This is a genomic window from Kitasatospora sp. NPDC001225 (assembly GCF_053597855.1).
In genome coordinates this window covers 1-3,137 of the sequence record NZ_JBSFJC010000319.1, presented here as the reverse complement: position 1 = coordinate 3,137, position 3,137 = coordinate 1, and the positions used below count along the sequence as shown (strand labels likewise).

Here is a 3,137-nt window from a genome sequence, read left to right as displayed (position 1 = left end):
GGAGATCAACTGAGCAGGTTTGGCCAACCTCAGAGCACAGACTGGGGAAATTCAGAGAGCGTCATCACTGACCGTCTCCGCCGACACCGAGGACGAACTGCGCTCCGCCTGCGCCGTGGTGGAGACCGCCGCCGTGGGCGCCCAGCTCGACCTGCGCCCGCTCACCTGGCAGCAGGGCGAAGCGTTCACCGCCTCCGCCCTGCCGTTCGCCCTCGCCGCCTGACGCCGGCCCTTCCGTCTTCCGAAAGAGCACCCGATGCCGGCCACCCCCGTCTCCGCGCAGGACTTCGTCCCGTACGCGACCGCCGCGATCGACTTCCACCGCGCGCTCAACATCCCCACCGGCCCGCTGGTCGCTTCCCGCGCCGAACTCGACTCCCTGCACGAGCACTTGGTCTCGCTGCACGGCCTGCTCGACGCGCATACCCAGCGCACCAGCCCGCTACTGCCCGGGGAGGGCGACCACCTGAAGGCCGCCCGCACCCGGCTGTGGCAGGCCGCCGACCACCTCCATGCCGCCTACCACTGCTCTCCCCGGTCCGGCAGCGGTGAGGTCCCGACCCGCGACGCCTGCCGCACCCGTCTACCCGAGGGCGCGCCCGAACTGACCATCTGCCGCCGCCACCAGCAGACCGCCCACCTGGTGCGCCGCCGCGCCACCCCCGCCGACCTGCACTCCCCGTTCACCGGCCTCGTCCGCCACTGACTTCCGAAACCCGTGATCATGTCCAGGAACCGCGCCACCGCCTCCCCGCTCTTCGTCCCGCGCAAGACCACCCGCGCCCAGCAGCGCGCCGCCCGCGCCGAGTTCGCCGAGGCCCGCACCAAGGCCCGCTCCGCCCAGGCCCCCACCCGACGCCGCGAACACGAGGGGCCCGACCCGACCTGCGACCCACCTACCCCGCCTCCGGGCGCCCGGGTCCCGCCTCCGCCCGCGGCGGCAAGCTCCGCCTACCCAAGCACCGCCTGACCACCGCCGTCGCCGGCGGCGCCTACCCCTTCCTGGCGGAGGCCGGCCTCGGCGCCGAGGGCACCTTCATCGGCCGCGACCTCCACGCCGAAGGCTCCTTCTGCTTCGACCCCTTCGCGCTCTACAACTCCGGTCGAATAGAAGGGTTCACGAACCCAAACGCGATCCTGTGCGGCGTCATCGGCATGGGCAAGAGCGCGCTCGCCAAGTCCATCGCCACCCGCTCCATCGCCCACGGCTACAAGATCTACGTACCGAGCGATCCGAAGGGCGAGTGGACCGGGCTGGCCCAGGCCCTCGGCGGGCAGACCATCGCCCTCGGCCCCGGCCTCCCCGGACGGTTGAACCCGCTGGACGCGCCGCAGCGGCCCGCGGAGGTGAGCGAGGAGGACTGGAGCACCGAGGTCCGCAAGCGCCGTCTGCTCCTGCTGGCGAGCCTCGCGGCCACCGTGCTCAAGCGCGACCTGCTGCCGATGGAACACACCGGCCTCGACGTCGCCCTGGACCTGGTCGTCGCCGACGCCGACGCTGCCGGCACGGTGCCGCTGCTCGGCGACATCGCCCACGTCCTCGGCCGCCCCGAACGCCTCGACGCCGCCCTCGGCAACCAGGGAGGCAGCCTCGGCCACGCGACCGACGACCTCGCGCACGCCCTGCGCCGCCTGGTCCACGGCGACCTGAGCGGCATGTTCGACGCCCCGTCCACCGTCACGTTCGACCCGAACGCGCCGATGCTCTCCATCGACCTGTCCCGTCTGGGCAGCAGCGGCGACGACACCGCCCTCGTCCTGGCGATGACCTGCGCGAGCGCCTGGATGGAGGCCGCTCTCACCGACCCCGCCGGCGGCAGGAGGTGGGTGGTTTACGACGAGGCGTGGCGGATCATGCGCCACGTCGGCCTGTTGGAGCGCATGCAGCAGCAGTGGAAGCTCTCTCGCGGGCTGGGAATCGCAAACCTGCTGATCCTGCACCGCCTGTCCGACCTGCTGTCCGCGGGCGACGCCGGATCGCGCGGTCGCGTCCTCGCCGAAGGTCTCCTGGCCGACTGCTCGACCCGGATCATCTACCGCCAGGAACCCGACCAGATCCCCGCCGCCATAGCCCTGCTCGGCCTCACCGGCGTCGAAGCCCAAGCCATCGCCGCCCTCACCCGCGGCCGGGGCCTGTGGAAGGTCGCCGCCCTCTCCTTCATCGTGCAGCACCTCCTCCACCCCAGCGAGAAGCAGCTGTACGACACCGACTTCCGCATGGCCGCCTGACCGCCCCTGCCCTTCGAGAATCCTGAACTCGCTTGCCCAGCAACGACGTCGAGTCCTACCTCGACCACACCAACCTCACAGCGGCCGACTTCACGGCGTTCGAGCAACTGCTGGCCGCCCAACGCGACCGCCGCCCGTACACCGATTCCGACTGGCGCCTCGTGCTCAGCTCCAGCGCCCGCGACGGCGACGGGCGGTGGGAATCTACCTACGCGCTGTTCCGCCCCGGCGCTGCCTTCGGCAGCCCGTCGGTGGACGACGAGACGTACATGCGGGTGTACTTCGACGAGGACGGCCGGGCCCTGCCCGACCATCCGCACGCCCCCGGGTCCCTCCCGCCCTTCGCCGCCGAGCTGGCAGAGCACCTGCCCGGCTGGACCGTCCAGGCCAGCCCGCTCGCCCCCGGCCGGAATCTCGCCGAACTCCGCAGCCAGGCCTGGGGCTGGGGACGGCTGCCCTGGAACACCGCCTCCGCCCCGCACACCGCCCTCATCCTCACCGGCCCGGACGGTGAACGCCTCCTCGCCGTGCGGACCAGCGCGGACGCCCCGCTCCTCGTCGGCGCTGCCCGGCCCGACAACGTGCCCGCCTACGACCCCAGGGCAGTGCACCTGCCCACGCCCGTCGCCTTCCCCGCCGGCGCACCGCCGGCCGCCGTGGCGGCCGAGCTCACCACCACCCTGGGGCCACGCTGCCAGCAGGCCGCCTGGCAGGCCCGCGCGAGCGCCGCCACCCACGCCGTCGAGGCCCTGCGCCGCCTGAGCACCGCCTACATCCCGGCCCCTGGCGACCCCTGGGGCCACGGCGAGATCGGCTCCTTCGACTCCCAGGAGGACCGCAACCGCGCCGCCTGGCCGTACACCTCCGCGAACAGACCGCACAGGATCTCCTCCTGCGGCGTACGGGCC

Annotated in this window: 2 protein-coding genes and 2 pseudogenes; all 4 read left to right on the top strand. The window is 72.8% G+C overall.

Features of this window, described 5'->3' with window-relative positions:
• Nucleotides 1-64 precede the first annotated feature (64 nt).
• A pseudogene (locus ACWDCZ_RS39840) lies at nt 65-223 on the top strand (SCO6880 family protein); the annotation flags it as partial.
• Nucleotides 224-256: 33 nt separating this feature from the next.
• On the top strand, nt 257-706 hold the full coding sequence (locus ACWDCZ_RS39835) for a DUF6238 family protein (protein WP_387976735.1): 450 nt from the start codon (nt 257-259) through the stop codon (nt 704-706).
• Between the two features lie 18 nt (nt 707-724).
• Nucleotides 725-2,229, top strand: a pseudogene (locus tag ACWDCZ_RS39830) (ATP-binding protein).
• Nucleotides 2,230-2,480: 251 nt separating this feature from the next.
• Nucleotides 2,481-3,137, top strand: a 657-nt coding sequence (locus tag ACWDCZ_RS39825; protein WP_449818525.1) for a hypothetical protein, incomplete at its 3' end; no start/stop codon positions are given.